Annotated in this window: 15 protein-coding genes; all 15 read left to right on the top strand. The window is 35.0% G+C overall.

The features are described from left to right. Positions 1–42 precede the first annotated feature (42 nt). Positions 43–1407 (top strand): family 43 glycosylhydrolase, encoded by a 1365-nt coding sequence (locus PW52_RS17005; protein ID WP_082050813.1) that lies wholly within the window; start codon positions 43–45, stop codon positions 1405–1407. 40 nt (positions 1408–1447) lie between these two features. Next, a complete protein-coding gene (locus tag PW52_RS02295; protein WP_044631258.1) occupies positions 1448–2953 on the top strand; it encodes a glycosyl hydrolase family 28 protein in 1506 nt (501 codons plus the stop codon). A 24-nt stretch (positions 2954–2977) separates the two neighbouring features. Beyond that, a complete protein-coding gene (locus tag PW52_RS02300; protein ID WP_052823342.1) occupies positions 2978–4612 on the top strand; it encodes a GH39 family glycosyl hydrolase in 1635 nt (544 codons plus the stop codon). A gap of 175 nt (positions 4613–4787) precedes the next feature. Continuing rightward, on the top strand, positions 4788–5183 hold the full coding sequence (locus PW52_RS02305) for a hypothetical protein (protein ID WP_131453964.1): 396 nt from the start codon (positions 4788–4790) through the stop codon (positions 5181–5183). A 57-nt stretch (positions 5184–5240) separates the two neighbouring features. Continuing rightward, positions 5241–6674, top strand: a complete 1434-nt coding sequence (locus tag PW52_RS02310; RefSeq protein ID WP_131453965.1) for a hypothetical protein — start codon at positions 5241–5243, stop codon at positions 6672–6674. A gap of 47 nt (positions 6675–6721) precedes the next feature. Beyond that, a complete protein-coding gene (locus tag PW52_RS02315; protein ID WP_044631261.1) occupies positions 6722–8152 on the top strand; it encodes a hypothetical protein in 1431 nt (476 codons plus the stop codon). 1 nt (position 8153) lies between these two features. After that, positions 8154–9506, top strand: a complete 1353-nt coding sequence (locus PW52_RS02320; protein WP_082050814.1) for a sulfatase family protein — start codon at positions 8154–8156, stop codon at positions 9504–9506. A 114-nt stretch (positions 9507–9620) separates the two neighbouring features. Then, entirely contained in the window at positions 9621–11468 is a 1848-nt protein-coding gene (locus PW52_RS02325) for an arylsulfatase (protein WP_044631262.1), read from the top strand. A gap of 12 nt (positions 11469–11480) precedes the next feature. Beyond that, the gene (locus PW52_RS02330; RefSeq protein WP_044631263.1) at positions 11481–12971 is read left to right on the top strand and encodes a sulfatase-like hydrolase/transferase; all 1491 of its coding nucleotides are present in this window, start codon (positions 11481–11483) and stop codon (positions 12969–12971) included. Positions 12972–13152: 181 nt separating this feature from the next. Further along, complete coding sequence (locus PW52_RS02335) at positions 13153–15774, top strand: carbohydrate-binding protein (RefSeq protein WP_082050815.1); 2622 nt, start codon at positions 13153–13155, stop codon at positions 15772–15774. A gap of 326 nt (positions 15775–16100) precedes the next feature. Continuing rightward, on the top strand, positions 16101–19385 hold the full coding sequence (locus PW52_RS02340; RefSeq protein WP_052823344.1) for a SusC/RagA family TonB-linked outer membrane protein: 3285 nt from the start codon (positions 16101–16103) through the stop codon (positions 19383–19385). Positions 19386–19395: 10 nt separating this feature from the next. After that, positions 19396–21282 carry a RagB/SusD family nutrient uptake outer membrane protein gene (locus tag PW52_RS02345; RefSeq protein WP_044631264.1) on the top strand — a complete coding sequence of 629 codons (1887 nt, stop codon included), beginning with the start codon at positions 19396–19398 and terminating at the stop codon, positions 21280–21282. A 32-nt stretch (positions 21283–21314) separates the two neighbouring features. Beyond that, on the top strand, positions 21315–22559 hold the full coding sequence (locus PW52_RS02350) for a DUF4959 domain-containing protein (protein WP_044631265.1): 1245 nt from the start codon (positions 21315–21317) through the stop codon (positions 22557–22559). A gap of 19 nt (positions 22560–22578) precedes the next feature. Beyond that, the gene (locus PW52_RS02355; protein ID WP_044631266.1) at positions 22579–23352 is read left to right on the top strand and encodes a DUF4998 domain-containing protein; all 774 of its coding nucleotides are present in this window, start codon (positions 22579–22581) and stop codon (positions 23350–23352) included. 191 nt (positions 23353–23543) lie between these two features. Then, the coding region (locus PW52_RS02360; RefSeq protein ID WP_044631267.1) for a leucine-rich repeat protein at positions 23544–25287 on the top strand (1744 nt) is incomplete at its 3' end.

The raw sequence follows: 25287 nt of genomic DNA on the forward strand, positions 1-25287 counted from the left end.
TGTGATAAGATAGAAGTTATTAAAAAAATAAATAAACTTAGTTTGAATACCTTAATAAAAAAATGCCTATTTCTTTTTAGTATCGTCGTCTCCTTAATTTCGAGTGCTCAAAATCCGGTGTTCACGCATGTGTTTACAGCAGACCCATCACCACATGTTTGGCTAGATAATCCAGATAAATTATGGGTATATACCAGTCATGATGAGCCAGGATCTAACAACCATTATGGAATGACAGGATATCATGCATTTTCTACTACAGATCTGGTGAACTGGACAGATCATGGTCGTATTTTACATCTAGAAAATGTAGATTGGGCAGAAAGTCATGCCTGGGCGATGGATGCAGCTTATTACAGGGGGAAGTATTATTTAATTTACTGTATGAAAGAAACTGGAATTGGTTTATTTAGAACTGGAATTGCGCGTAGTGATAAACCAGGAGGACCTTTTACAGATTTAGGGTATGTAAAAGGAGTGGAGTTTGGTCAAGATCCAGCCTTGTTTATTGATGATGATGGAACGCCTTATTTATATTGGGGACATGATAGAAAATGTTTTGCAGCTGAGTTAAATAACGATTTAATGTCCATAAAACCAGAAACCTATGTGGATTTAACCAAGCAATTAACTCATGTGTTTGAAGGGCCTTGGGTACACAAACGTAGTGGGAAATATTATTTGACTTATCCTGGGTTAACACCAAGACGATGGCCTGAAAAAATGTTTTATGCGGTAGCAGATAAACCTTTAGGGCCTTTCGAGTTTAAAGGCGTTTTTATAGATGATTTTGATGGGCAAAGTGGAACCAATCATGGAGGAATTGTAAATTATAAAGGAAAAGATATTATGTTTTACCACAGTGCTTGGTTGTCTAGCGGTTTAAGTGAAACTCGTTCGGTAATGGCCGATTATATAAAATATGATAAAGAAGGAAATATTATTCCTATAATTCCATCAAAAAAAGGTTTAGGACTTGCAGAACGAACCAAAACTACTTTTTTAATTGAAGCTGAAAACGGTGATGCTTCAGGAGGAAAATTGTACAACGTATTTGTAGATACTTTTATAAAAGGGTATAGCGGAAAAGGATATGTGACTAATTTTGACAATCCATACGATCATGTGTCTATGTTGGCACAAGTAGCGAAACCATCAAAATTTAGGTTTAAAGTAGGGTACGCTTCTCCAGATGGAGAATCAAATCACAATATATTAATCAATAGTCATTTATATAGAGAATTTAAGTTTCCGCAATCCAAAGAATTTACAGAAATAGATTTTGGTATTGTGGAATTAAAGGAAGCCGATAATATCATCAGAATTTTTAAAAGGGATTGGAAGCCATCCAAAGGTCAATTGGCTGTAGATTATATAAAACTTGAACAGGTTTTTGAAGGTAAATAACCTCCTGTTTAATGAAATAATATAACTAAAAATAGATTTTATGATTGGTAAATTAAAAAGAATAATATTAGTTGGTTTTAGTGTATTACTGATGCCTATTTCATGTTCTCAAAAGAAAATTGAAGTAGTGAGAGTGTATCCAGCACCAAATAATATTGATCTCTCTGCCGTTTTTAAAGTCACCGTAGAAAATCAAAATGTGCCAGTTTATAACACTAGAATTCCACCTTCAAAACCTATTCCGCGCTTAAACCCGATTCGTGGTGAGTTTGGGTTAGCTTCAATTGCATCTTTCGATATGGATGAATCGGTTACTATTTCGGTTGAATCTCCAGAACAAGTGGAGTCGGTTAAAATTTTACCAACCTCGTATAATATAAAACCAACCATTTCGGGAAATAAAATCACTTTTCAGCTAGAGCATCCTGGACATGTTACGGTCGAAATTAATGGTGAATGGCACGAGTCGTTACATATTTTAGCAAATCTGTTTGAGGTAGACCGACCAGACCCAAAAAATCCAGATGTCATATATTTTGGACCTGGTATTCACGAGGTTTCTCAAATAACGGTAAAAGATAACCAAACGGTTTATTTGGCTGGCGGCGCTTATATTCGATGTGTTCTACCAGAGCAGGAAGAAGAAATAGAAGTGCGTGGGCATTTAAGAAAAAAACCAACTTTTATTTTAGATGGAACCAATGTGGCCATTAAAGGGCGTGGTATAATAGACCAAAGTGCCATACCTAAAAAGGAGAGACGTTATACTATTTTAGCGCATAAAGCTAAAAACGTAACCATTGAAGGTGTTACAATTTTCGATCCGAGCCATTGGACCATTCCTATTCAAAGTTCAGACAACGTGCATGTCGATAATATTAAAATTATTGGTTGGCGCGGAAATGCCGATGGTGTTGATATTACAAGTAGTCGCGATGTGCTAGTCGAGAATTGTTTTATGCGCACTTTTGATGATGCGGTGGTAATTAAATCTTTTGGTGGTTATGGCGAGGTAAACAATGTTCACACCAGAAAATGTGTGGTTTGGAACGAATTAGCGCACTCGTTAAGCATAGGTGCCGAAGTTCACGAAAATATTAGCAACGTTCTTTTTGAAGATTGCGATGTAATTCATGATGTTGGTAGAGAAACCGCATTAAGAGTATATCACTGCGACGATGCTGTTATAAGTAATGTAACTTTTGATAATATTAGAATTGAAGAAGCACGCCGTTTAATTTCCTGTTGGATTGGTAAAACCCGATGGACAGAAACCGAAGAACGTGGCCACATAAAAAATGTAATGTTTAAAAATATCACAGCTACTTCGGCGCCCATCGATACAACGCTTACTGGTTTTCAAGATGGAACCGATTGGAAACCATACATTATAAAAAATCACGCAAGTATTAATTTAATAGGCTTCGATGACGACCATTTGGTTGAAGATATTGTATTCGAAAATGTTGTTTTAGATGGAAAAGCAATTGATTCTACACAAATTACCTCAAATGCGTTTGTTAAAAATATAACGGTGAATAAATAATTAGACTAAACTAAATAAGATAAAATGAAAAAAATAGCGGTTACACTTGTAGCCATTTTAGCGGTATTGACTGTTAATGCACAAGACATTAAAATAGACGGAAAAAAAACAGGTGAAAAATTTGAACACTTTTGGAGTAAAAGTGTAGGTGCTGGTCGAGCCAACGAAGGTCTGCGAGCAGGTTGGCTAGAGCAATTGCAAAAAGTGCAAGAAAATTGTGGTTTCGAGTTTGTGCGTTTTCATGGTATTTTTCATGACGATATGTTTCCTGTTTTCGAAAAAGATGGGAAGTACACCTATAATTGGCAATACATTGACGATTTGTTCGATAGAATGCTCGATTTAAACGTGCGTCCGTTTGTTGAATTAGCGTTTTTTCCAACGCCGTTAGCAGCCAAAAATAGCAAGACTCAATTTTGGTGGAAAGCCAATATTACGCCCGACGAATCTAAATACAACGAGTGGCATAACTTAGTAAAAGCGTTTACGCAGCATTGTGTAGATCGTTATGGTATCGATGAGGTGCTAACCTGGTATTTCGAGGTTTGGAACGAGCCTAATTTACATTATGGTTTTTTCGATGGAACCAAATCGCAGTATTTCGAGCTGTATAAGCAATCGGTTTTAGCAGTACGTTCTGTAGACGACCGATTAAAAGTAGGCGGGCCATCAAGTAGTAATTTTGTAGCCGACGGGCGTTACAATGGTGAAGTTGAAAGTAGAGATGGAGACTTAATTACTTTTACTGCCGATAATATTAACGAATTAGAATGGAAGGGCTCTTGGATCGTAGATTTTTTAGAATACTGCGAAAAAGAGAAGCTTCCAGTAGATTTTGTGTCAACGCATCCATATCCAACCGATTATCCATTCAATCCAACTACAGGAAAAGGAAAAGATTTTTCTAGATATGTTAATTCAACAAAAGACGATATCGAATGGTTAAATAAAACCATAAAAAACAGTGCATTTCCAAATGCGGAAATTCATCTAACAGAATGGAATACAAGCCCAAATAGTAGAGATGCTATGCACGATTTTTTACCGCCAGCTGCTTATATTACTAAGGTGAATTTAGACTGTATAGGTTTAACCAACTCTTTGGCATTTTGGACCTTTACCGATATTTTTGAAGAAAAAGGCGGTGGAGAAAGTATTTTTCATGGTGGTTTTGGTATGATAAACTACCAAGGTTTAGTAAAGCCATCCTATCATGCCTACAGAATGTTACATCAATTAGGTGATGAAAAACTGTTTAAAAACGATTATTTGTTTGTGAGTAAAAAATCAGAAAACGGTAAAATTGTGGCTTTAGCTTATAACTATCCAGAAGATCATTATAATGCTGTGCCTTCCAGTATTAAAAAGATTGATAAATATGAAAACGGTAAAACAAGACCATTAAATTTTACAGTACATAATTTAAAACCAGGAGCCCAGTTTAAACTAGAAATTCTCGATAAAAACCACGGGAATATTTATAATTTCTGGGAGGAAATGGGAAAACCAGAACCACCAACACGAGAGCAAATAAAAGTGATGAAACAATACGCCGATAATTTAAAAACAGAGTTGGTTACAGCAGGAAAAAATGGCGCGTTAAAAATAAATAGAGAACTAGCGCCTTGGAGCTTGGTGTTAATTGAGCAAGTTAATTAACGATAACAATAATTTTCACGATAAAATGAATCTTAATAAAATTTACTATTAAGATTCATTTTTTTTGTGCTAAACATCAAATTTGAACTTTGTTTTACATGGCTTGCATCATAATTTATATAAAAAAAGCAGTAAGCTATTTAGTTTTACCTTAAACTATAACCAACTAAAACCAATGGCATTTCTTGCAATTCTAAATTTTATAATTTCTGCATTAAGCTCTTTAATTTCGGTAATAACAGGTGTGTTGCTTATTAGACATCGTCAAGTTATATTTTACTTTAAAAGTGCATTTTCATTTATTAAAGACGATTATGTGTCTGAAGAAGAAATAAACTACAATGGGTTTTTTAAGGAAGCTATTCAGGTGCTTAAATTTGGTGTTAAATCTTTAGGGAAAAGCAGTTCTAAAACCGTTTATGGCGACAATCAAATTTTTGAAATTTCAATACTCGTTGTGTTATTAGGGAAGGTTTTGGTGTTTATTGGGTTTGTAGGTATTGTATTAAAATTTATTGGTACTATTTGGATGCTTTCAACCTCACATATTAATATCGATATTTTTAATTAAAACACTTTAAAAAGTGATGACTAATTCAATAAAACAAACGCTCTATTAAAATACTTTATGACGACTTTCAAATCAACAAAAAATAAAATTAAAATTAGCATCGTTTTTTTAATGTTACCTGTTACAAGTTTTTATGCGCAAACCGAAGTAGGTTCATTAAAAGAATTATTGCCTTATTTAAGTGAAAACAATGTAAAGGTAAAACTTAAACCAGGTGCGTATGTTGTGTCTGCAAACGATATTAATAACGGCGATTTTACCACTGTCACTAAAGTGAAAAACCATGCCAATGTTTTATTCCTGTTTTCAGGAAATAACAGTGAATACGATTTTTCTGGGGTAACTATAAATGTAAAAACCGATGTTTTAACTGCATTTCCAAGTAAAAGTGAAGAGTTATATGAAATTCAAATTATTGGGAATAAAAATGTTTTAAAAAATTTAACCCTAGTTGATGATGGCTCGGTTTACGATGCGCCAACGCGACGTGCAACAAACATTGTTATGGATGGTGCTAGTAACAGAATTGAAGGTTTCCATATTACAACAAGAGGTGCTTATCCATATGGTTATGGCGAGGCCTTTGGTAAAGGCGGTAAAAGTGTAATAAACCACAGGAAGCATTCCTCGTTTTTAGTTCGTGGTTATAAAAATCATGCTAAAAATTGTACCATAATACACCGTTCTTACGGGCACGCCATGTTTATGCAAGCTGCCGATTGGCCTATTATTGAAGGTTGTTACGTTGAAGGTGCTATGCGTTCCACAGACGATATGTGGAAAGAAAAAGGCACAGGAACCGATGCCGATAAAGTGAATTTTAAAACCGTTTGGGGTTATAAATTACCAAAAGGGTATATGATGTGTTTGGGCGAAGAAGGTATTCGTGCCTACAATGGAGGCGAAACCATTATTGATGGAAAAGAGTATCGACGAGGAACATCTAACCCAACAATTATTAATTGCACGGTTAAAAATATGAGAGCCGGAGTAACCTTAACACATGCAACGGGTAAAAAATACGTAGAAGGTACAACGGTTATAGGTTGCGAAAGAGGGTTTTGTATTGGTTCGGGCGATATTGTAGATTGTTATGCCGATACACAACATGGTCCAGCCTTAGGTGTCGATTACGAAAGCGATCAAGGCACAAAAGCCGATATTACATTGTTGCCTTACGAAGGGAAATCTTATAACGGAAGCGGTCATGCAGCGATAATAATTGGGAGTAATCACAAAATTATTTTTAGAAGCGCTGTTGAAAAAGTCGATCAAAACTTAAAAATTAATATTGGTGGTGATAATAAAACCATTGGTTTGTTGTCTAAAGATGAGAACTACAGGGCATCAAATATTATTTTACACAATTTTACCAATTACCCGGTGGTTTTAGATGATAACGCAAAAAATAGCACAGGAGTTTCGTTTGGCGAGGTTATTGACCAAGGAAATAATAACCATATTTTTAAAATAAATCATTCTAAAAAATAAATCAATTCAAACTATATCAACTTTAAAGTTCTTAAATAAATCAACACATGACAATTAATTCTATCGCCTCTCATTTTAAATATTATTTTCTTTTTGTTGGTATTCTATTATCAGCAAATGTTAAGTCTCATGCACAAATTACAGTGAGCTCCTTAAGTGAGTTAATGCCTTATTTAGATGACGACAATGTAGAGGTAAAACTAAAACCCGGAACATATTCAATTACGGCCAACGATGTGGCTAATGGTTTGTATACTAGAGAGGTTAAAATGAAAAACACAAGTAAAATATTGTTGCTTTTTGAAGGTAATAATAGTACTTACGATTTTTCGGGTGTCACGTTAAATATCGACACAAAAGTGTTACAAGCTTTTGGAAAATATCAAATACATGAATTACGAATTATTGGGAACAATAACATTCTTAAAAATTTAACCATGGTCGATGTTGGTTCGGTACATGATGCGCCAACCAGACGAGCTGTTAATATTGTTATGGATGGAAAACATAATTTAGTTGAAGGCTTTAATGTTACTACAAAAGGTTCGTTTCCTTATGGTTATGGCGATGCATTTGGTAAAGGAGGGAAAGTGGTTATTCCACACAGAAAACACAGTGCATGTTTAATAAGAGGAGAATCTAATCACTTAAAAAACTCTAATTTTATTCATAAAAGTTACGGACATTGTATTTTTATGCAAGGCGCTAACAATCCTAAAATTGAAGGTTGTAATGTAGTTGGAGAAGTTCGTAAAACCGACGATATGTTAGCTGAAACTTCAGGGCCTGCTTTCGATGCCAATTTCATGACAGTTTGGGGGTATAAACTTCCAAAAGGCTATATGTTAAGTACTGGCGAAGCAGGAATTAGAGCATATAACGCTGGAGAAACAATTATTGATGGTAAAGAAATTAAAAGAGGAACATCCAACCCAACTATAATTAATAATACGATAAAATTCATGCGAACCGGTGTTACAATTGCACACGCTACTGGAAAAAAATATGTCGAGGGTTGTAAAGCTATTGCTTGCGAAAACGGATTTTCATTAGGTTCTGGAACAGCTATTAATTGTAGTGCAGACTGTGCATATGGTCCTGTATATTCAACCACCTACGAAAAGGATAAAAATTATAATGCTAACATAACTATTATTCCTCCTACCGTGCCGTATTGCAATGGTTCTGGTAGTGTCGCGTACATTGGAGGAAGCGAACATAATATTACGTTTACAGCTTCAAAGGAGGTTTTACACGAAGGATTAGCTATTAAAGTTGGTGGCGATAAAAATAATATCAGACTTAAAAATGGGAATTTCCCACATCAAAACGATTTTAAAGCGCATAATTTTGAGTTGAATAATCAAACTCCTTTTCCTGTGGTTTTATCTAATAAAAGTCAAGGTGTAAAAGTGAAATCTCTTGGACAGGTAACCGATTTGGGAACTGGAAATAAAATTGAAAAATTAACGAAATAATATGAGAATTATATCCTTAACGTTTTTGTCGGTTTTCTTATTGATTTGTAGTTGCAAATCGGCTCCGACTGAAGTACCACAAAAACAAACCAATGTCGTAATTATTTATACCGACGATTTGGGTTACGGCGATTTATCATGTTACGGCGCACAAGGATACAGCACACCAAATTTAGATAAAATGGCTAGCGAAGGTATGCGTTTTACAGATTTTTCGGTGTCTAGTTCAATTTGTTCACCATCGCGTGCTGGCCTGTTAACAGGGCGATATGCCGAACGCTGGGGGTATGAGAACGGTGTGTTTTGGCCATACAGTCAAGATGGTATGCCAGCTGCCGAAGTTACTATTGCCGATATGCTTAAAAAACAAGGATATACTACGGGAATGGTTGGTAAGTGGCATTTAGGTCATAAACCAAAATTTGCACCAACGGCACAAGGATTTAATATGTATTACGGCATTCCGTTTAGTAACGATATGTGGCAAGATCCAGAAATGCCTGTGGCAAGTCATGTAGTTTTTAACGAAGGTTATAATTTAGATGATTTTAAAACTAAAAATCCGAAGAAAAAATTCAGAAATAAAGTGCCTTTAGTAGAAGGTAATGAAGTGGTCGAGTGGCCAGTAGATCAAGTTTTATTAACTAAAAAATATACCAATAAGGCTAAGGAGTTTATTCAGGCTAATAAAAATGAACCATTCTTTCTTTACATGGCGCATAGCATGCCGCATATTCCGTTGTATGCATCACAAGATTTTAATGGAACAACAGAACGCGGATTGTTTGGTGATGTTATCTCGGAAATCGATTGGTCGGTTGGCGAAATTTTAAACACGTTAAAAGCGAATGGTTTAGCCGAAAATACCTTGGTGATTTTTGCTTCAGATAACGGGCCATGGATAAGTAAACAGCCAAATGCTGGAACTGCTGGCGGATTGCGTGATGGTAAATTTTCGCCTTACGAGGGTGGTAGTCGAGTGCCCTGTATAGTTTGGCAACCTGGTTTTGTGCCACAAGGTGTGATTTCTAATGTGCAGACATCAACTTTAGATATTTTTCCAACCATTGCTAATTTAGTCCAAGCGGAATTGCCAAATAATGTCAAAATAGATGGTTTAAATATCGCTTCGGTTATTTCGGGTGATAAAATCAATCAAAATCGAGATTACTTTTTATATCGTGGAAATGCCATAAGAGTTGGAAATTGGAAATACGTAAAAACTAAAAAAGAAGAACAACTTTTTAATCTTTTAACAGATAAAGAAGAAACTAAAAATGTAATTACAAATTATCCAGAGAAAGCAAACCTTTTAAAATCTAAACTAGATTCAATATCAGCATCATTAAAATAAAATATTTTATGGTGTATTATTTATAAAGAATGCATCATAATTTATAAAGTTTTTTTATATGGTAAATACATTTGTAAAACATCATTAAAAATTAAATTAGAATAATTCAATTTCATGAAGAATAGTATAAAAAAATATTTATTTCCTAGGTTAATTATAGTAGCGATTTTCCTTGTTGTAAGCTGCAAACCCAACAAAAAAGAATCAACCGAAATACTTAAAACAGATAAACCAAATGTTATTGTGCTTATGGTCGATGATGTTGGTTATGGCGATATTGCGGCTCAAGGAAACGAATGGATTAAAACACCTAATATCGATAAGTTACACGATCAAAGCACGCGGTTAACTAACTTTCATGTTAGCCCAACGTGTGCACCAACTCGTGCCGCATTTATGACAGGGCATCATAATTACAGAACAGGTGTATTTTTTACCATAAAAGGGCGTTCCCTTATTCTTGAAAAAGAAAAAACAATGGCTCAAGTGTTTAAAGATAATGGCTATAATACCGCTATGTTTGGTAAATGGCATTTGGGTGATAATTATCCGTTTCGTCCGCAAGACAAAGGTTTCGATGAGGTGTTAATGAATAACGGCGGGGGCGTAGGACAAACTATGGATTACTGGAATAACGATTATTTTGATGATACCTATGTGCATAACGGAAAGCTAGAAAAATTTGAAGGCTATTGTACCGATGTTTGGTTCGAAAATGCTAAGAAATATATTGGTGAACATAAGGACGAACCGTTTTTCTGCTATTTAGCAACAAATGCAGCGCATTCACCGTATTGGGTCGATAATAAATATTTAGATCCGTATAAGGATAACGAAAACATACCAAACGCTGCTTTTTATGGTATGATTGCGAATATCGATGAAAATCTTGGTAAGTTAGTCGATTATTTAAAGTCGATTGATTTAATGGATAATACCATTTTAGTTTTTACTTCAGATAATGGTTCTGCTGCCGGAAACAAAATGGGCGAAGGGCAAGATCGTTTAGATGGTTTTATTGCCAAAGGAAATAACGCCGGTATGCGAGGTGTAAAAGCAAGTATGTACGAAGGTGGTCACCGTGTGCCATTTTACATTCATTGGAAAAATGGTGGGATAAACGTAGGTAAAGATATTAACGATTTAACGGCGCATTACGACATATTTCCAACATTGGTAGAGCTTTGTGATTTAGAATTAAAAGAAGATTTAAAATTTGATGGTTCAAGTTTAGTGCCTTTAATGAATGGCGATAATTCTAATTTCGACGATCGTATAGTTTACGTAAACACACAATTTTCTACAGATCCTGTGCCTTGGAAACGAACCGCATTAATGCATAAAAATTGGAGGCTTGTTGAAGGAACAGAATTATACGATTTAAATACAGACCCAGAGCAGCGCACCAATTTAGCCGATAAATATCCTGAAAAAGTTGAATTATATAAAGCAGAATATGATAAATGGTGGGCAGAAATAGAACCCACTTTTGTAGAAAAACCATTTTTTATTGTAGGTAACGAAGCCGAAAACCCAACCACGTTGTTTTGTCACGATTGGCATAGCGAAACCTTTACACCTTGGAAACAAGACCACATTCGCACGGGGCAAATAAATAATGGTTTTTGGCGAGTAAAGGTTGAAGAAGCCGGAACTTACACTATAAAATTACGTCGTTGGCCAGAAGAAACACATTTGCCATTGGGCGCAAAAGCACCGCTTCGTCCAGCACTTGAAGGAACAAGTGTAACGGCCAGTAAAAAAAGCAAGGCTTTAAATATTGAAAATTCAAGAATCGAAATTCAAGATATAAAAATGTCTAAACCAGTAAATCTTGATGATGAATATGTTGAGTATAAAGTAGACTTAGAAAAAGGTGAAACACATTTATATACCTGGTTTACTTTAAACGATGGTGTAGAAATTGGAGCTTATTATGCCACTATTGAAAAACAACTTTAATTTAAAATTTGAATGAAAAATTATAACATTATACAATTAGTTTTCTTAGGAATACTTTTAAGTTTATTTAATTGTAAGGATAAATCGGAAGCAAATAATAAAATTACTAAGGAAAAGAAACGTCCTAATTTTTTGTTTGTTTTAGTTGATGATCAATCACCTTTCGATTTACAAACCTATAATCCATCGTCAATACTAGAAACCCCAACAATTAGTAAATTGGCCGAAGAAGGTATCGTGTTCGAAGAAGCTCGACATATGGGCTCAATGAATGGTGCTGTTTGTACACCGTCGCGCCATATGATTATGTCTGGGCGCACACTCTGGCATTTGCCACCAAGCGCAGAATTTCAAAAGCAAACCGATCCGCATGAAATCGATGAGCAAACCATTGGTGCCATTTTTAATCGTGCAGGTTACAAAACCATGCGTACTTGTAAAAAAGGTAACTCGTATCCAGGAGCAAACAAGCAATTTACTGTAGTTCACGATGCTACAAAACGCGGTGGAACCGACGAAACTGGAAGCCCTTGGCACGCCAAACAAGTATTAACTTACTTAAACGAAAGAGAACAAACCAAAGAAGACGATCCGTTTTTTATTTACTTTGGGTTTTCACATCCACACGATAGGAGAGATGGGACACCAGAATTACTAGAAAAATATGGTGCTGTAAATCATAGCGATAAAAATGTGTTACCAGCACTAAACGAAAAGCAACCACAATTACCAGAAAATTATTTAGAAAAACACCCGTTTCATCATGGGCATCCTAATTTACGAGACGAAACGCGTGTAAGTGGCGTTTGGGAAAACCGAGACGAAAATACCATTAGAAACGAATTGGGTAGAGAGTTTGCGTGTTCAGAAAATATAGATATTCAACTTAATAAAGTTTTAGCCAAATTAGAAGCCATGGGCGAGTTGGATAATACTTATATTATTTACACTGCCGATCATGGAATGGCTATTGGTCGTCACGGACTTCAAGGAAAACAAAACTTATACGAGCATACTTGGCGCGTACCGTTTATTGTAAAAGGACCTAATTTGCCTAAAGGAAAACGTGTAAAAGGAAGCGTTTATTTATTAGATGTGTTACCAACGTTATGCGATTTGGCAAATATTGAAATTCCAGAAACGGTTGAAGGTGAAAGTTTTACCTCAGTGTTAAATGGTGAAACAGAATCTATGCGCGAGGTTATGTACGGCGTATATTGTGGTGGTACCAAACCAGGTATGCGAACCGTTAAAAAAGGAGATTGGAAATTAATTAAATACGATGTGTTAGAAGGGCAAGTGAAAGAAACACAGTTATTTAATTTAGCTGAAAATCCGCTTGAATATTTACCTGAGCATGGTAAAGACGGTGAATTACTAACCAATTTAGCGAACAATCCTAAATATGCCGATAAGCTTGCAGAAATGGAAGCTTTGTTGCTAGAACAAATGGTACAGCATGACGACCCTTATCGCTTGTGGAATCAACCGTCAATAAATTAAACGATTTTTTTATTTTTTTGAATTTTAAAATGCCGTATCGCAAAAATTGTGAGCGGCATTTTTTTTTAAAACTAAAATTAGGCTAATAGAATCATAGTTTAAACAGAATGAGCTATGGTTTAAAGTCTATGGTTCTATTGTTTCATAATATTACATCACCAAACTAAACTAAATAATTTTTATGACAACTAATTTTACTAAGAAGCTTTTTAGCTTTCTCTTTTTGGCTTTGTGTATAACTAATTATGCAGAAGCTCAACTTGTTCATCCAGGAATTTCGCATAAATTATCAGACCTCGACCGTATGAAAGCCATGGTTGAAGCAGGTGTAGAACCTTGGGCAACTACCTATCAAAATTTAAGTAGTAATGCAAAAGCGCAATATACTTATGCTATAAATGTGGACCCTGCCATAACAACAGAATATAATAGTACCAGCGATGGGTGGTTTATTAACGATGGTACCGCGGCGTACTACAATGCTTTAATGTGGTATATAACTGGAGACTCTAGACATGCCGAAAAAGCCATAGAAATTTTTAACACCTGGAAAGGTATAAAAAGAAACACAATGACGGTGCCGCTAAGTTCAGGACGTATTTGGCGTATTATTGAGGCGGCCGAAATTATTCAACATACCTACAATGGTTGGGCAGAATCCGATATTCAAGAGTTTAAAGATATGTTGGTGTATCCTGGTTACTCAAATACTACGGTGCCTACGGCTGCCATAGCAAGTAACGATATTTCATTTTACTGGCGTGTTTATCAAGGTGATCCAGCAAGACACGGTAACCAAGGATTGTTTTGTATGAGAACCATGATGGCAATGGCTATATTTTTAGATAATGAAATAATGTACGATAGAGCTTTACGTTACCTGCAAGGCTACACACATAGGGTTGACGATGTAGCATATCCATCAGGACCGCCTATTAATAACAGCCCGAAAACATCATGTGAGTATTTCGATGAATTTACACAAAACGGATTTGAAAACACAATTGCAGATTATGGTTACAACGAAGTAATTAGTAATTATATTTATGAAAACGGCCAATGCCAAGAATCTTCAAGAGATCAAGCTCACGGGCTTGCAGGAGTTTCAACTATAGCAGTTATGGCAGAAATGGCTTGGAGTCAAGGCGATGATTTATATGGTCATTTAAACAATCGTCCGCTTCTAGGTTTAGAATTTTATTATCGATATAATTTAAGTTACGATAATTCATATCCAGATCAAACTACACCCTGGGAGCCAACAGTAGCTTCAGGAGAATATATTGAGAGAAGCGATCGTTCTGGTCGTTGGAAATCATTAAAAATAAACCCTTATTTAGTTTGTAGTATTGGCGAAGAATATAGGGAACGTGCAAAGCATAATCTTCAGCCTGTTTACGAAATGAATTTAGGACATTATCGTGATCGATTACAAACCTTACCAAGCGACGATTATAAATGGTTGCAACGAGGATTCGATTACTTAACGACTCAAATTGGTGTTGAAGGAGAAGGTACAGTTACAGATCATCCTGGATTTGGAGGTTTAAAATTTAGAAGAGTAAGTCCGGGAGATCCAATTAGTGGGTTTGATGGTAATGGCTTACCAGAATACAAAATACATGATTTGTCGGCGCTAATTGAAGCTGAAAATTTTGATTATTTTGTTTTAGATGGGCAAAATAGAACGTATAGTGATAATTCTTCAGCTAATGAAGGTGGCGAATACAGAACCGATGAAGGCGTTGATTTAAAAGTATGTAGCGAAGGTGGTTACAATATAACCAATATTGAAGATGGTGAGTGGTTAACATATACTATAAAAGTACCTGCCAACGGGACTTATAATATTGGAATTCGTTATGCATCAGCTAACGCAAATGGAAAGATAAAATTTAATTTAGATGGTGATGATATAACAGGGGAAGTGGCTGTGCCACATGGTGGTTCAAATTCAACTAGTTTAACTAATTGGAAAGATTTTGAAGTGGTTAACGAAGTCCATTTAACTAAAGGCGCCAAGGCTTTAAAAATTATGTTTAGTGGAGCTGATAACGCTTTCGAATTAAATAATATTAGTATTTCTTTAGTTGAACCAGATTCAGATCCAGTAAATTTAGCGGTGTTACATGGTGTAGCCTCTCAATCTATCGATTCCGATCCTTGTCCTTATGGCGGTTGTGCGGAAAATGCAATTGACGGCAATACAAACGGAAATTTTGGAGGTGGTTCGGTAACGCATTCGGCACATGGCACTAGTGGTTCGTTAAAGTGGTGGAAAGTAGACTTACAAAACAACTATAACATTGAAACTATAAATATTTATAACCGCACAGGTGGTTACCAAAGCCGATTATCAGATTTAACAGTAGAAATTAAAGACAGTAATGGCAATACGGTTTACAGCGAATTTTTTGCAGGATATCCAGACCCATCTTGGACTTTAGATATTGGAGGTATTGTTGGTCAGGAAGTAATCATATCGAAAACTACAGATACAGGTATAACATTAGCCGAAGTTGAGGTGTTTGGTGTAGATAATGCAGTAACATTATCTAATCAAGATTTTAAACTTCAAAATACGGTAAAATTATACCCAAACCCAGTTGGTAATTCAATTAACATTATAAATGCACAAGGGGCAAGCGTATCTATGTTTAATGTTTTAGGAAAACAAGTTCTTCAAAAAAATATACAATCGAACAGTGATTTAATTAATATGTCCGGTTTAAAAAGTGGGATATATTTTGCTAAAATTAGTGGAGGAAAAACAACTATTATAAAAAAGCTAGTAAAGCATTAATCTCTTGATTGGAGATAAGAAACAACTATAGGTTTAAAGGTAAATAGGGTTAAGTGTGTTTTATCTTACGTTTTCAGCTTTAATACTAGTGAGTCAAGTAAAAAAAACACCATAATTAATACAATTTGAATTTTAATTTATAACTGTGGGCTTCTTAATTAATGATATTTGAACAAATCTTGTTAATAGTTTGTTAAATATTGACAAGTGAAAATTCTCAAACAAAATTTATCTCATTAAAAAATTAAACTTATGTAAATAGAAAAAACGAAAAAACTGAAAAATTTAACAAAGACCAATTAAACTAATTTATTAAACTAAAAAGTATGAATAAAATTTATTCTTTAAATTATTCTATGTGTATAAATTATAAATTATACACTAAAATAATTAAGTCTGTTATTGTATGCTCGTTTATTATTTGTAGCGCATATGCAAATGCAGAAACATCACTCGACGTTTCTGTAAACTTAATGACAGAGGAAGGCGAAAAAAGTAAGTCTGAAAAATCTCAATCTCAAGTAACAGGAACAGTACTCGACGAAAATGGTATTCCGCTTCCAGGAGTAAACATTTTGGTGCAAGGAACAAATAGAGGTGTTCAAACCGATTTTGATGGTAACTTTACCTTGCAAGCTGCAAAAGGTGATGTTTTAGTGTTTTCCTATATCGGATATAAATCACAGGAGGTTAAGATAGGAAACTTCTTAACTATTAATGTTACCATGATTGAAGATTTAACAGGGTTAGACGAAGTTGTTGTAGTGGGATTCTCTACTCAAACTAAAGAAGCTGTTGTAGGAGCCATTACTCAAGTAAAACCTGAAGATTTAAAAATTCCTTCAAGTAACTTAACTACCTCTTTTGCCGGTCGTGTTCCTGGTGTAATTGCGTTTCAAAGCTCTGGTGAACCTGGTCAAGGATCGGATAACGCCCAGTTCTTTATTCGTGGTGCAACTACCTTTGGAAATTATTCTTCGCCGTTAATTTTAGTAGATAATATTGAATTAACTGCCGATGATTTAGCAAGAATTTCTCCAGATGATATCGAAAGCTTTTCGGTGTTTAAAGATGCAACGGCTACTGCAATTTATGGTGCAAGAGGTGCCAACGGTGTAATTGCTGTAAAAACTAAGTCGGGAGAGCTAGGTAAACCTAGAGTGTCAATAAGATACGAAACTACTTATTCTCAAGCAACGCAAGATTTGGAGTTTGCAGATCCGTTAACGTATATGCGTCTGCATATGCAAGCGGTTAATACACGTAATGCATCACCAAACATAAATATTCCCTTACCGTATTTACAAAATAAAATAGATAACACTATTGCAGGAACAAATCCTTATGTGTATCCTGTTACAAACTGGCAAGACGAGTTGTTGCAAGACTTTACTAAAAACCAACGATTAAATTTTAGTGTTTCTGGTGGAGGTAAAATAGCAAGATATTATGTTTCTGGTTCTATTGCTCAAGATAACGGTATTTTAAAAGTAGATAATCAAGCAAACTTTAATAATAACATAGACAATAAGGTATATAACTTAAGATCGAATGTAAATATCGATTTAACTCCAAGTACAGAACTTATTGTACAATTAAATCAAACGGTTGATGATTACCGTGGGCCAGTGCCTACAGGAAACCAGGTTTACAACATGATTACAAGAACCAACCCGGTTCGCTTTCCGGCCTATTACGCGCCAGATGAAGCTCACGCAACTAGAGAGCATTTATTATTTGGTAATGTAGATACTGGTGAAGGTACCTTAGCCTCTTACTTAAACCCATATGCAGAATTAGTGCGTGGTTACAGAGACTATAGTAGAAATGTAAGTTTATTAAGTTTACAAATAAAACAAGATTTATCTGGTATTACAGAAGGTTTACGTTGGAGAGCATTAGGTAACATGACAAGTACTTCTTCTTATAATATTAGAAGACAATACAACCCGTATTACTATGCTATTTCAGATAATAATTATGATAGAGCTACAGATACTTATCAATTAACACCATTAAATCCAGATAGTGGTACAGAATATTTAGATTTTGTGCAGTTTCCAAACGATAGAGTGGTAGGAAGAAATATTTATTTTGAAACAGCATTAAATTACGACCGAACATTTAAAGATAAACACACTGTTAGTGGTTTATTAGTTGGTATTGCACGAGAATCGGTTGATGGTAATGCAGATAATTTACAAGAATCATTACCAAGTAGAAACATTGGAGTTTCTGGTAGATTTACTTACGATTATGATCGTCGTTATTTTATTGAAGGTAACTTTGGCTATAACGGGTCAGAACGTTTTGCCGAGAAAAACAGATTTGGTTTTTTCCCTTCAGTAGGTGGAGCGTGGGTGGTTTCAAACGAAAATTTTTGGAATATAGATTTAATAAGCCGATTAAAATTTAGAGGATCGTATGGTGTTGTAGGTAATGCTCAAATTGGTGATAGAAACGATCGTTTCTTCTACTTATCCGAAATCAATTTTAACGGTACAGGAGCTACTTTTGGAACTTTTGGTGGCGATTCTGAAACAGGAGTTTCAATTAACAGATACGAAAACCCATATATTTCTTGGGAACGAGCTTATAAACAAAATTATGGTGTCGAAATTTATTTACTTAAAGACGCCATTCAATTACAAGCCGAGTATTTTAAACAAAAAACAACGGATATCTTACAAACACGTGCCGATATTCCAACATTCTTAGGATTACAATCTACACCTGTTGCAAATTTAGGTGAAGGTCAATCTGGAGGATTCGAATTAACATTACTTGTAAATCATAATTTTAATAAAGATTGGTGGTTACAAGCAACAGCAAATTTTGTGAAAACGCATAGTGAATTTACCGTTTACGAAGAACCAGATTTATCGGCAACGCCTTGGTTGTCTAAATTAGGTAACCCGTTTAATCAAACTTACGGTTTGGTAGCGGAGCGATTATTTATTGATGAGGCCGATGTAGCAAACTCTCCAGAACAACAATTTGGTGAGGTTATGCCAGGTGATATTAAATATACCGATATTAATGGTGATGGAATCGTTTCAACATTAGATGTTGTGCCAATTGGAGAGCCAACTCAAGCTGAAATAAGTTATGGTTTTGGTTTTTCTTTAGGGTATAAAAACTTTGATATTTCTGCATTTTTTGCAGGTTTAGATAATGTTTCATTTTTCATAGACTCTGAGGGTATAACGCCATTTGCAGATACAGATGGTACGGGCGATTATTTGTCTGGCTCAATTGCCGAAAACCAAATATTACAAGCGTTTGCAGATAGTCATTGGTCTGAAGAAAATCAAGATATCTATGCATTATGGCCACGACTTTCTAGTTATGCGGTGCAAAACAATAACCAAACAAGTACTTGGTGGATGCGTGACGGTGCTTTTATGAGACTTAAATCGGTTGAAATTGGATATAACTTCACACCAGATCAAGGTAATATTTTTGGTCAAGCTAATGTACGTTTATACCTAAGTGGAACAAACTTAGTGCATTGGAGTAAATTTAAACTATGGGATCCAGAGTTAAGAGGTAATGGTTTAAACTATCCGTTACAAAGAACTTTGAACATAGGAGCTAGAGTTAACCTATAAAAAAAGAATTATGAAAAAAATACATAAATTAATATTTTCTATAGTGTTTTTGTTTGTGTTTTCATGCGAAGACTATATAGATATTGTGCCAGATAACGTGGCAACTTTCGATTTGGTTTTTAATAATCGTACCAATGCTAAAAAGTTCTTTTTTACATTGTATGGTTATTTACCAGGTTTTTCAGATTATAATGATAATGTAGCTTTAGTTGGTGGAGACGAAATTTGGACACACCAAACCTGGACTGCAATGACCTTTTCTCAAGGAGAGCAATCTAAGGCGTCGCCTTTATTCGATCATTGGGGCGATGGTAATCGTATTACACCACATATTGCTTTAAGAGATTGTAACATTTTCTTAAACAGGATAAACGATGTGCCAGACATGACACAGGAAGAAAAGGACCGATGGACTGCAGAAGCAAAGTTTTTAAAAGCTTATTTCCATTTTCACCTATTAAGAATGTATGGACCTATACCTATTATTGATGAAAACATCGAAGTAAGCGAAGATATTATTTCGGTTCGTATTGGCAGAGACCCTGTTGATGAAGTCGTAGATTATGTAGTAACATTATTAGACGAAGCCATTGCAGGATTGCCTTCACAAATATTTTTAGAAGGTGACGAATTAGGTAGAGCAACTCAACCTATTGCAGCTATGTTAAAGGCAAAAGTTTTAGCTTTAAGCGCAAGTCCTCAGTTTAATGGGAATTCAGTTTATGCTTCATGGACAGATGATGAAGGAACACCGTACATTAACCAAACCTATGATGAAAATAAATGGCAATTAGCTGCCGATGCTTGTAAAGAAGCTATCGATTATGCTCATGCTGGTGGCCATAGTTTATTCACATTTAATTCATCTTACGCTTTATCTGATGAAACCCTGTATAAAATGAATCTTAGAGGAGCTATTACAGATAGATGGAATGACGAAATTATTTGGGGGCAAGCTTATAACCCAACAACCAGTAATATTCAAAATGTATCGTTTCCAAGAATTGATCCTGCTTGGGTTGGGCAAACCGCTGGTCAAGTAAACTCATATTATTCTGCACCCTTGCATATCGCCGAACAGTTTTATTCAATAAATGGTGTGCCTATTGAAGAAGATACCACTTATGATTATGCAGGTCGATATAATTTAACAACAGGAGATGAAGCCAATCAATTTTATGTAAAACAAGGTTATGAAACTATAGGTTTACATTTAAATAGAGAACCAAGGTTTTATGCGTCCTTAGCGGCTGATGGTGTTTTGTCGTACGATGTTAATAATGAGGCCGATGATACAAATTTGTTTCACGTAGATGCTAAAAATGGAGGAGTTTCAGGGTATATTAACGAAAGACAATATAACCAAACGGGTTACTGGCCAAAAAAGTTAGTACATTACAAGTCATTTATTGCAAACGATAGTTATACAGCTGAGAATTATTCATGGCCAGTATACCGTTTAGCAGATTTATATTTATTATATGCAGAGTGTTTAAATGAAGCACAAGGCCCTTCAACAGAAGTATATCAATATATTGACGAAGTTAGAGAGCGCTCTGGCTTAGAAGGTGTAGTAAATGCATGGGCGTCATATTCATCAAACCCATCGAAACCAACAACTAAAGAAGGGTTAAGAGATATTATTCATGATGAGCGCTTAATAGAACTTGCTTTCGAAGGACATCGCTTTTGGGATTTAAGAAGGTGGTACAAAGCACATGTTGTATTAAACAGTACACCAATGGAGGGTTGGAGTTTTTCTAGAGCCACTCCAGAGACATATTATACCATCGATAATTATGGTTTTACCGAGTTCTCAATACGAGATTATTTCTGGCCAATTTCAGAAGCAGATATTTTAGCAAACCCTAATTTAGATCAGGCGTTTGGTTGGTAATATTAACTAATAAGAATACTAAATTAATTAAGATGAAAAATTTAAAAACATTTATCGTAATTGCTTGTCTTGCAGTTTTATTTGGCTGTGAGGAAGATACGGTTACCTCTTTGGTAGCTGATGATGGAGTAGCTCCAGGACCTGTTTCTGTGGCGGCTAATGCTGTCGAGAATTTTTCAGGGGGTTCAAAAATTACGTATAACCTACCTGATGATGATGATTTACTTTATGTAGTAGCCGAATATCAAAGAACAGATGGTTCGGAGCTAGTGAGTGTAAAATCTTCAGTATTTAATAACACCTTAACCGTAGAGGGGTTTGCAAACGCGCAAGAGTATACCGTGAATTTATATGCTGTAGATCAGTCTGAAAATCGCTCAGAGCCTACAATAGTTACAATTAGTCCAGAAGAACCACCATATACTTATGTTTGTGAAACGGTTCAAGCCGAAGCTACTTATGGAGGTATTCAATTGTATTGGGAAAATCCGAAAACGGGTCTTGTAACTATTGAAGTTTATATAGAAGAAGAAGGTGGGAATTTAATTTTCAAGGATGCTATTTATACCGAAGGACCAACCGGTGAACGTCTTGTTTTAGGTCTTGATGCTGTTGAAACAAAGTTTGTGTTTATAGTTAGAGATAGATATAATAACAGATGTGGATATATTAGAGAAACATTAACACCCCTTTATATCCAGTTGTTCGATAGAGCTAATTATCAAGCTGTTTATCAAAAGCACGACACACCTGATGCCTATGGTTGGATTTTACCAAACACATTCGATGGAGTTATTAGTGGAAATAACGGGTTTCACTCACCACCAGGATGGGTTGATCCAGATGGAGAATTACCAGAATATGCAGATTGGTCGTACGATGGAATAGATCTCTACCCAGCTATTGTTACTTGGGATATTGGAGAGTTAGTGCAGTTGTACCGTTTTAAATATTGGCCAAGACTTGGTAATTACATGTGGCGTCACGGTAACCCTCATTTATTCGATTTATGGGGTACAGATAAATTGAATGCTGATGGTACGTTTGATGGATGGACACTTCTATTAGAAAACGTTGGGCCAGTAAAGCCTTCTGGTCAACCAGATAATGATAATACAACGGAAGACGAAGAAGCTGCGACTGCTGGGTTTAATTTCGAAATCTCACCAGATATGCCAAAAGTAAGATACATAAGATTTGTTCAAAAATTAGCTCAAAATAGAACAAATACACTATTTCATATTAGTGAAGTGGAATTTTATGGAGATAATAGATAAAATTTAAAAATTAAAATTTATGATAAATAATATAAAGAATAAACTTATAAATCCATTTACGTTTGGTGTGGTTTGTGTTTTGCTTGCGTTTTCATGCGATACCGAATTAACTGAAACATTTGATGAGTTTATCCCAGAAAATGTAGTAAGTTTGGGTAAGCCGGATTCGGTTGCCGTGGTTCCAACTGGAGTTAACAAGGTTGTTTTTGAGGTATTTGTAAATTCTGACCCAAAAATTAAGAAAGCAGTTATAGCTCTTTTTGATGATGATGTTACCGATGACGATGATAAAATAGTTGCAACAATTGACATTGATAGAACTGTATTTGCACCAGAAACTTATATGGTAGAAACACAACTTCCAGAAGGTGGTTCAGAATATTTTATACATATGGAAGATGAATACGGTAATAAATCTATTAAATATGACGTATTTGGGACAGTATTAGGAGACTCATATGTTGAAACATTAGAAGCAAGATCATATGTAGATGTAAGATTGTATTCTGAAACCGAAGCTATAATTACATGGGATTCTAATAGAACCACTAATGACGATGATGAAGAAATTGTTGTAAACCCTTTACTAGTTAAAAGTGTTATAACCTATACAAGCAGTGTAGACGGATCGGGGTTAACTGTGGAAGTCGACGAATCTGAAGATTTAACTATTATTCCAGATTTTATATCTGAAGGTACTTTTACTTATACCACATTTTATAAGGTGTCTGAGGATTCTGAATATACTTTTGAAAGTAATCCAACCGAAGGTACTTTTCCAGCCAAAATTTAAGTTTTATAAAAACTTAAATAATTTAAATCTCTCAAAAAATGTTTTTTTTGGGAGATTTTTTTATTTCATTGATTTTTATTGTTTTATGTATTTAAATGGGTGTTGCTTCATAGGTTTTGGATAATAATTTATACTCAAAACAAACATTCTACACCATATTTATACTAACTAAACCATTTAAACTATTTAAAATGAAAAAAACATTACAATTTATTTTTGCCTTAATGGTCACCACTACATTATGCGCTCAATCGGTAGGAGATACTTTTGCAAGTGGCGATTTAAACTATGAAGTAACTAATTTAACACCTTACGAAGTTAAATTAACTGGTACTTCTGGAACTGAAGCTATGATAACTGTTCCGGCATCTGTAACAAATGGGGCAGATTCTTACAGCGTAGTTACAGTAAACAATGCAGCTTTTATAGATAATGCGAACCTTACTCATATTACATTGCCTAGTACGGTAAAGACATTAAAAAATGGAGCATTTAGAAATTGTGATAATTTGGTAACAACAGATTACTCTAGTGTTTTATTAACAGAGTCAAATTCGTTAAGTAGAAATGCAAGTTTTACTGGTTTGTCAATAGATTTATCATCTGCAACAGAAATACAAGGGTATACCTTTTGGGAAAGCTATATTGCCGAAGTCGATATTTCATCTGCTGTAATTATACACGATAATGCTTTTAGAAGAACGTCGCTTACGTATATAAAAATACCAGAAACGGTAACCAGCATTGGTACTGTAGCTTTTAGTGATACAAATATTGCTGCTGTTGAAGTTTACTGGATCGATTCTGGAAGTTTACCAACTGTAGCTGCCGATGCTTTTTCTGGTTTGTCAGTAACGTTATATGTGCCAACAGGTACAGCAAGTATTTATGAAAATGCAGATGTATGGCAAGACTTTACAATTGTAGAAGGAGAGATTCCAGTAAATTTAGGCGTTACATTTACAGATGGTGATTATAATTATGTTATAACAGGAACAGATACGGCAACGTTAACAGGAATTAATAATCCTACGGAAACATTACATCTTATACCAGGTAGTGCCACGTATTCTGGCGACCCATATACTGTAACCGCTATTGCCGATAAAGCATTTTATAAAAACGAAAGTGTAACCGCGGTATCATTACCTCCTTCAATTAAAACTATCGGGAACGAGGTGTTTTTTCAATGTTATAATTTAGCAACTATTAATACAGAAAATATCGAATTTATTGGGTCTAATGCTTTTAGAGAAAGTGTTATTATAACTTTAGATTTAAGTGAAGTTAAAAATATTGCTTCAAACGGGCTTGGTAGAATGGCTAAACTAACAGGGATTTTAGATTTACCTAAAATTGAAACCTTAGGACCTTACGCCTTTGTTGGACCAGATGCAGCCGATGGAACACATATTACAGGTTTGAATTTAGGAGGATCGCTTACAGAAGTAGATACTAATACCTTTTATAGATTAAGAGATTTGTCTTTACTAACTGTTGGTACAGATGCACCTCCTACATTAGCGGCGGGAGCAACTGTTTTCGATTTAAATACTACACCAAGTAGTGGTTTGGTTGGAGATATTTCTTTTGAAGTGCCAACACCTACAGGAGTTTCAAATTTTAGTATGGTAGATGGATGGTCTCAGTTTACTAATATTTCGGATAATGCTTCTTTAAGCAGCGAAACTATTGATGCAAAAAGCTTAGGTTTTGCTATATACCCAAATCCTGCAACAGAATCTATTTCAATTAAAAACGCACAATCTTTAAATGCAAAAATTGAGGTTAGTGACTTAAACGGAAGAATTTTAATAAATAAAAACATCAATAATAATTTATCTACAATAAATATTTCAAGCTTAAATGCTGGATTGTATTTATTCAAAATTACAACTCAAGATAGTGAGTTTGTTAAGCGAGTAGTAAAACAAT

Source organism: Neotamlana sedimentorum (assembly GCF_000943565.1).
GTDB lineage: Bacteria > Bacteroidota > Bacteroidia > Flavobacteriales > Flavobacteriaceae > Neotamlana > Neotamlana sedimentorum.

Excerpts from the sequence above, each read along its gene's own strand:
- PW52_RS02355 (WP_044631266.1), top strand. The coding sequence starts at position 22,579 with ATGATAAATAATATAAAGAATAAACTTATAAATCCATTTACGTTTGGT.
- PW52_RS02350 (WP_044631265.1), top strand. The coding sequence starts at position 21,315 with ATGAAAAATTTAAAAACATTTATCGTAATTGCTTGTCTTGCAGTTTTA.
- PW52_RS02340 (WP_052823344.1), top strand. The coding sequence starts at position 16,101 with ATGAATAAAATTTATTCTTTAAATTATTCTATGTGTATAAATTATAAA.
- PW52_RS02330 (WP_044631263.1), top strand. The coding sequence starts at position 11,481 with ATGAAAAATTATAACATTATACAATTAGTTTTCTTAGGAATACTTTTA.
- PW52_RS02295 (WP_044631258.1), top strand. The coding sequence starts at position 1,448 with ATGATTGGTAAATTAAAAAGAATAATATTAGTTGGTTTTAGTGTATTA.
- PW52_RS02315 (WP_044631261.1), top strand. The coding sequence starts at position 6,722 with ATGACAATTAATTCTATCGCCTCTCATTTTAAATATTATTTTCTTTTT.
- PW52_RS02320 (WP_082050814.1), top strand. The coding sequence starts at position 8,154 with ATGAGAATTATATCCTTAACGTTTTTGTCGGTTTTCTTATTGATTTGT.
- PW52_RS02300 (WP_052823342.1), top strand. The coding sequence starts at position 2,978 with ATGAAAAAAATAGCGGTTACACTTGTAGCCATTTTAGCGGTATTGACT.
- PW52_RS02325 (WP_044631262.1), top strand. The coding sequence starts at position 9,621 with ATGAAGAATAGTATAAAAAAATATTTATTTCCTAGGTTAATTATAGTA.
- PW52_RS02345 (WP_044631264.1), top strand. The coding sequence starts at position 19,396 with ATGAAAAAAATACATAAATTAATATTTTCTATAGTGTTTTTGTTTGTG.
- PW52_RS02310 (WP_131453965.1), top strand. The coding sequence starts at position 5,241 with ATGACGACTTTCAAATCAACAAAAAATAAAATTAAAATTAGCATCGTT.
- PW52_RS02305 (WP_131453964.1), top strand. The coding sequence starts at position 4,788 with ATGGCATTTCTTGCAATTCTAAATTTTATAATTTCTGCATTAAGCTCT.
- PW52_RS02335 (WP_082050815.1), top strand. The coding sequence starts at position 13,153 with ATGACAACTAATTTTACTAAGAAGCTTTTTAGCTTTCTCTTTTTGGCT.